Origin of the sequence: Paraclostridium benzoelyticum, assembly GCF_001006285.1 — a bacterium.
Taxonomy (GTDB): Bacteria; Bacillota; Clostridia; order Peptostreptococcales; family Peptostreptococcaceae; genus Paraclostridium; species Paraclostridium benzoelyticum.
Genome location: NZ_LBBT01000312.1, coordinates 1 through 7,065 on the forward strand (window position 1 = coordinate 1; position 7,065 = coordinate 7,065).

The 7,065-nt window shown below is 28.4% G+C and carries 6 protein-coding genes; 2 read left to right on the forward strand and 4 right to left on the reverse strand.

Going from position 1 to position 7,065, the window contains the following annotated elements; translation table 11 throughout:
• Positions 1-91 precede the first annotated feature (91 nt).
• Together VN21_RS15365 and VN21_RS15370 are read right to left on the reverse strand one after the other, a co-directional pair.
• Positions 92-1,585 carry an acetyl-CoA hydrolase/transferase family protein gene (locus VN21_RS15365; protein ID WP_046824026.1) on the reverse strand — a complete coding sequence of 498 codons (1,494 nt, stop codon included), beginning with the start codon at positions 1,583-1,585 and terminating at the stop codon, positions 92-94.
• A gap of 39 nt (positions 1,586-1,624) precedes the next feature.
• A complete protein-coding gene (locus tag VN21_RS15370) occupies positions 1,625-2,998 on the reverse strand; it encodes an aspartate-alanine antiporter-like transporter (protein WP_046824027.1) in 1,374 nt (457 codons plus the stop codon).
• A 220-nt stretch (positions 2,999-3,218) separates the two neighbouring features.
• Between VN21_RS15370 and VN21_RS15375 the strand changes: the two genes are divergently transcribed.
• Entirely contained in the window at positions 3,219-4,088 is an 870-nt protein-coding gene (locus VN21_RS15375; RefSeq protein ID WP_046824028.1) for a LysR family transcriptional regulator, read from the forward strand.
• A gap of 76 nt (positions 4,089-4,164) precedes the next feature.
• On the forward strand, positions 4,165-4,809 hold the full coding sequence (locus VN21_RS15380) for a Crp/Fnr family transcriptional regulator (protein WP_046824029.1): 645 nt from the start codon (positions 4,165-4,167) through the stop codon (positions 4,807-4,809).
• A gap of 14 nt (positions 4,810-4,823) precedes the next feature.
• On the opposite strand, the gene VN21_RS15385 is transcribed toward VN21_RS15380, so the two are convergent.
• Together VN21_RS15385 and VN21_RS15390 are read right to left on the reverse strand one after the other, a co-directional pair.
• On the reverse strand, positions 4,824-6,026 hold the full coding sequence (locus tag VN21_RS15385) for an alanyl-tRNA editing protein (RefSeq protein ID WP_046824030.1): 1,203 nt from the start codon (positions 6,024-6,026) through the stop codon (positions 4,824-4,826).
• Between the two features lie 81 nt (positions 6,027-6,107).
• On the reverse strand, positions 6,108-6,989 hold the full coding sequence (locus VN21_RS15390) for a YegS/Rv2252/BmrU family lipid kinase (RefSeq protein WP_046824031.1): 882 nt from the start codon (positions 6,987-6,989) through the stop codon (positions 6,108-6,110).
• Positions 6,990-7,065: the final 76 nt, after the last annotated feature.

Sequence of the window (7,065 nt, forward strand, 5' to 3'; positions counted from 1 at the left end):
ACGATAGCTATGATATTTTAATTGAATTTATCTATTTGCAATGCAACTGTTACTTATTTTTCTTCATTATTATAAGAAAAATTTTTAATATTTATTTAATCATACTTCCATCATTTAGAAATTTTTCATGCCAAGATAAAGATTCTTCTAAAATATGTGGTGTATGTTTATATTTACCATCGCAAGCTCTATTAAAATAATCATATAAAGCATCTTTATAGTTAGGATGTGCACAGTTTTTTATTATTTCTTCTGCTCTTTCTTTTGGAGATAAACCTCTTAAGTCTGCTACTCCTTGTTCCGTTACAATTACCATTACATCATGTTCTGTATGATCATGGTGTGATACCATAGGAACTATACTCGATATATTACCATTTTTTGCTATTGACTCTGTTGTAAAAATAGTTAAGTATCCATTTCTAGCAAAATCTCCTGATCCACCAATTCCATTCATCATTCTACTACCCATTATATTAGTTGAATTAACATTTCCATATATATCTACTTCTATTGCAGTATTTATGGCTATTACCCCTAATCTTCTCGCAACTTCAGGGCTATTGCTTATCTCTTGAGGTCTAAGAATCAACTTATCTTTATATTTACTAAAATTCATATAAAAATTATCTAACCTTTCTGGAGATATAGTTAATGATGTTCCTGATGCAAATTTTACTTTTCCACGTTCAATTAAATCTATTACACTATCTTGTATTACTTCTGAATATACTACTAGGTCCTCAAATTCAGATTCTACTAATCCTCCAAGAATTGCATTTGCTACACTTCCAACTCCAGACTGAAGAGGTAGTAAATTTTTAGGAAGTCTATTAGCTTCTACTTCTTTTTCTAGAAAACCTATAAGGTTTTTAGCCATTTTTTCTGATACTGAATCAATAGGTGCAACAGGTCTTGTTTTATCTTTTATATCTGTATATACTATTGCTGCTATTTTATCTTTATTACACATAATATATGGAGTTCCTATTTTATCATTAGCTTTTACTAATGGAATTGGTTTCCTATTTGGAGGAACTTCTACATTATACACATCATGTATTCCCTCTAACTCTATTGGCTGAGATGTGTTTATTTCTATTATTACCTTGTCTGCACACTCTATAAATACATTTGAATTTCCTATTGATGTCGAAGGAATTATATATCCTTCTTCTGTTATGGCAACTGCTTCTACTAAAGCTATATCAATTTTCCCAAAGAATCCATATTTTACCCATTGTGGAGTGTGACTTAAATGCATATCTGAATAATTTATTTCTGAATTGTTTATAGAGTTTCTACAACTTGAATTTGTCTGATAAGGATATCTTCTTTTTATAACTCCAGATTCACTTAAAGCTCCATCTAGTTCAGGGCCTACAGATGCTCCCGTTATAAGTGTGATACCTATATCTTCTCCATTTTTCACCCTATCAGCTAAAGCTAGCGGTACTGCTTTGGGATATCCTGCAGGCGTAAATCCGCTAGTTCCTACAACCATATCATCTTCGAATAACTTAGCAGCTTCTTGCGCACTCATTACTCTATTTTTTAATTCATCACATCTTAATCTTTTATCCATAAGTTTCCCTCCTAGCATATTTATTTTTAATCTAAATAACTACATCGGTAATTTATGAAGTATTATAGTGAAAATAACCATTCCTAAAAGTGCAAATGGATATGTTGCTCCATAGCCTGCAGCCGGTTCATCGCTACCTAAAGCCTCTACAGCAGCTCCTAGTCCAGGTGTTGATGTCATACCTCCACATATAGCTCCAGATAACATTGGCCAGTTGATTTTTAGTATATATTTACCTAAGAAGAATCCAACTAACATCCCTACAGTTCCTACTATCACTGATATAACTCCTAAGTATGCTCCAGCTCCTACTAATGCATCTACAGCTTTATATCCATATCTTAGGCCTACTATAGCTAAGAAGAACACTAACGCAACATCTCTTATCACACCTAATACCTTTGAATCCATTCTAAAACTTATATTTCCAATCTTACCTATATATCCTAAAACTAATGCTCCTATTAAAACTCCGCCTGTTGACCCTAAACTAAAATAACCTATAAATGGTAAGTATATATTTATATTTCCAATTATATATCCGAATGTACACGCCATTACAAATCCTAAAATATCAAATTTACTTTCTTTTATTTCTTTTGCTGAGTTACTTGATTTTTTTGCATCTTCTAATTCTTTTTTATATTGTAATTTTTCTTTTTCTACGTCTATTTTAAATATTGTTGGGAAGAAATTTACAGCCAATATAACTATTAGAACTCCAAAAGGATACCCTATTGCATGACCTGCTCCAATACTAGCTTCTGCATTTACTATATACTGTTGTTTTATATCATCAGTTAAATGAAAAGTAGCTAAGTCTTTTGGTATGTCTTTTACTCCTGCCATTTTCAGGAATTTTTCTTTTTCTACTAGGTTCATACTATTAAATTCTTCTACTCTTTGAGTTGCATGACCTCTAGCTGTTTCTATTGCCGCTGCAAGTCCTGGTGAACTTGTAAGTGCTCCAGTATATACACCTGATATTTCATATGGATTAGAATCATCGCTGAATAATGTTGCTCCATATGTTGCTGCAGCACTCGTAAATGTTACTATCATGCCAAGTATCACAAACTTCAGTCCATATTTTTTTAATACTATCCCCATATCTTTTGCTGCTAATAATCCTACTGCACAAACAAATAAAATTAAGAATATATCAAAAAAATCACTAGATACTACCCCTACTGATAATAATTCTTGTGCAGACTTAAATGCTTGAGAACCTTCAGGTACATTTGCTGCGTATTTAAAAGCCCCCCATCCGATTATAAGTCCTGTAAATAATGCTCCTGATATACCAAACCTAAATTTTCCAAATTTAAGTTTTCCAAATATAAGGCCTGTTACAATCACTAAAAACATCAGCATAAATTGGCTTAAAAATACATCTGCAAAACTAAAACTCATGTGCATTCCCCCTATTAATTTTTTTAAAACCCCTGAAAGTTAAGTAGATATGATATGATGTAATATAATCTGATTTGATTTAATTAAAAATTTCTTATCAAATAGAAAATGTATTGTCTTTAAGAATATTTTATATAACTATTTAATAAATGTATAATACATAGTTTGTTATATATTAATAACAAATTTATTATATAATCTAGGATGGTGATTTTATTAAATGGAACTCCTTCATCTTAAATATTTTCAAACAGTTGCAAAAACTCAACATATGACTAATGCAGCTAAAAAGCTACACATTGTCCAACCTGCTTTAAGTAGAATTATTAATTCATTAGAAAAGGAAATTGGAGTTGATTTATTTGATAGGAATGGTAAAAATATAAGTTTAAATTCAAACGGAGAAATGTTTTTAAAAACTGTTAATGAATCACTTTCAGTTTTAGAAAATGGAGTTAAGGAACTTCTAGATACTAATAACCAATCGAAGCCTGAGATAAAACTTTTAGTTCTAGCTGGTTCTAATACCTTACCTAATTTAATTTTAAACTTCAAAAAAATCCATCCAGACACTACGTTTAAACTACTTCAGCATGCTGATGGTGAAATTGATTATAAAAACTTTGATTTTTGTATATCATCTACATTAGATGAGGTTCATGATCCATTTTCTATAACCTTATTAGAAGAAGAATTATTTATAGGTATGCCTAGCAACCATCCTCTTGCTACTAAAAACGCTATATTTTTAGAAGAAATTTCAGATGAAAATTTTATAAGCTTTCAGTCCAATAAACCTTTTAGAACTATATCTTATTCTCTTTGTAAGTATGCAGGTTTTAATCCTACTATAGTATTTGAAAGTGATGTACCTTCAATAGTTAAACAATTAATTAGCGCTGGTCTTGGTATAAGTTTTATACCTGAAATATCATGGGATATTCATGAAGATGATTCCTTAAAACTACTTAGAGTTATAGACCCAATTTGTAAAAGATACATAAATATTTCTTGGCATCCTGATAATTATATTAGTAAATATGCAAAAGAATTCCGAGATTTTGCAGTTGAATACTACTCTATGTTATAATTTATTAAAGCCTATTTAAAATAATTTAAATTCAACTAAATTAGGCTAACAATACTCTATTTTATAAGGTGGAATCATGTTTAAAAATTTAACTAAAAAAGAAATACTCGATTTGTTTAAAGATTCTAAATATACAATAAAAAATTATAATAAAGAAGATATAATAGCCCTTGAAGGTCATTCTTGTAATTCTATAGGTTTGATTTTAGACGGCGGCGTTGATATTAAAAGATTTTTACCTGGTGATAAAATTATTTTAATGTCATCTTTTTCAAAAGGAAATTTATTTGGTGAGGTCATAACTTTTTCAGATATAAATATATATCCAGCTACAGTTGTATCTAATTCAAAAACTGAAGTAATGTTTATTGATAAATATGACTTTATAGACTTTTGTTCTAACCACAAAAACATATTAATATCATTTTTAAATGACATTACAAATAAAATTGTAGAACTTAATAAAACAGTTAAAACTATTTCTTTTGTAAGCATCAGACAAAAAATTGTAAGTTTCTTATTAGATGAATATAACTTACAAAATACCAATTTTATAAAAATGCCTAAAACTAAAACTAAATTAGCAGAAACTTTAGGTGTTCCTAGACCTTCCTTGTCTAGAGAGTTCATAAATATGAAAAATGATAATCTAATTGACTATACTAATGATTATGTAAAATTGCTTGATATAGAAAAACTGAGAAATATAATAACAGAGTAGGAAATCCTACTCTGTTATTTTAATAAATTTGATATTTTCATAGATACATAATCAAACATTGAGTCTATATTTCCATTATTTTTTCCTGCACCTTGGGCTAAAACTTTACTTCCGCCACCCTTACCATCTACTAACTTTATAGAATCTTTTAATAACTCATTCATATTAAGCTTATCTATTCCTTTTGATGTAGAAAATATAAAATTAACTTTATCTTCATTTTTAACTGCCATTAAAGCTATTGTGTTTTCATTTTCAACTAATTTTGAAACAATTTTTGATACATATTTTATATTTTCGTTTTCGTATGTTTTTTTAATTAAAGATATATCTCCTATTTTTTCGCCTAAATCTATCATTTCTTTAACTTGATATCTTGCTATTTCACTTTCTATCTTTTTATTGTATTGTAATGTATCTTCTAAATTTTTATGTAAGTTCTTAATTCCATTAATAGCATCTTTATCTCCACACTTTAAATATCTACATATATCACTTAAGCAATTATCCCTATCCATACTATACTCAATGGCTCTTTTACCTGCTAAATACTCTATTCTAGTAGCATTTCTACATTTTTCAAATCTTTTTATTTTTATCATTCTAAGAGATAATGTTGATCTTGGATGTACACCACAACATGCATTTATATCTAAGTCCCCTATTTTTACAACTCTTATTTGTTCATTAGTTTTAGGCAAATCTCTTCTTAATCCCATTTTCTTTAATTCTTTTTTATCTGGAGTTAAAAATTCTGCACATATATCTCTATTTATAATTTCATTTGCAAAGTTTTCAGCCTCTCTAATTTGTTCTTCAGTTAAAAAACCTTGTATATCTACAGTGCTAAAATCTTGTCCTAAATGAAAACCTACTGTATTTGCATTAAATAACTTGAAAAAACATCCAGATAGAACATGCTGCCCAAAATGTTGATTCATACCATCTTCTCTTTTTTCCCAATCTATACTGCATTTTACCTTATGTACTTTTATAGGCTTGGTTTTTGTTACATGAAATACCAATCCATCCTCTTCATATACATCTATTACTTTGTGATTATCAATTTTTCCAGTATCACAAAACTGACCTCCTCCTCCAGGGAAAAATGCAGTTTTATCTAATTGAATATGAAAATTAGAATCTTTTTCTTTTATATCAATAATTTCTGCTGTAAATTCTTTTATATACTGATCTGTGTAATATAATTTTTCCATTTTATACTCCTTTTTCATTTGATATATACAAGTATAAACTAAAATCCACATTTATATCAATGTGGATTTTTACAATTTAACTTATTCAATTCCTAATATCTTAATACCTTCCTTATCACATTTTATATGAAGTGGAAAATCTGGACCTCTTTCTCCATCTATATCTGTAACTATATTTTCTTTGCAATCTATATACAAATCATCTGTTTTAAAATATATAATTTCATTATATTTATCTATAGGTGCTCCTTTTATAATATCTAAAAGAAGTGGTATAGTCTTAGGTATTGGCATTGCCTTAAAAATTATTACATCTAAATATCCATCATCTAACATAGCATAATGTGCTAAGTTTATATTTCCTGCAGTTCTTCCGTTTAAAATTAAAATCAAGTACATGTCACCTTCGTATTCTAACTCTTTTGACTTAACATGTACACTAAACTTTCTTAGACGAAGTGCATCTTCTATACCTTTTATTATATATGATACTCTACCTATAGAATTTTTTAAATTTTCATCTACTCTTTGTGAAACATCTGTAAACATACCTGAACTTGCAATATTTACAAAGTAATCTTCATTAATAATTCCTAGATCTATATTTGTAGGTTTTGAATTAATTATCTTATCTATTGCTAAATTTATGTCTAATGGTATCTTAAGTACATTTGCAAAATCATTCGCAGTTCCTGTAGGAAGTATTGCAATTGGCAAATCTATATTATTTTTTTTCATGAAGTTTACAAGTCTGTCTATACTTCCATCGCCTCCAGCAACTAAAATATACTCATAATTATCATTAATATCTTCTAATCCTCTTTCCATAGTATTATTTTTAGATACTCTATATGGCACAACTGTATATCCATTATCCTGAAATTTAGATATTATATTGTCTAACTTGTACACTATTTTTTTATCACCAGAGTTTGGATTGTATATAAACTTAATTTTTTTCATCTACATCACCACTTTTCAATTATGTATATAATAAGTTCTATATCTATTTTAATATTATGTTTACTTATAAGCAATT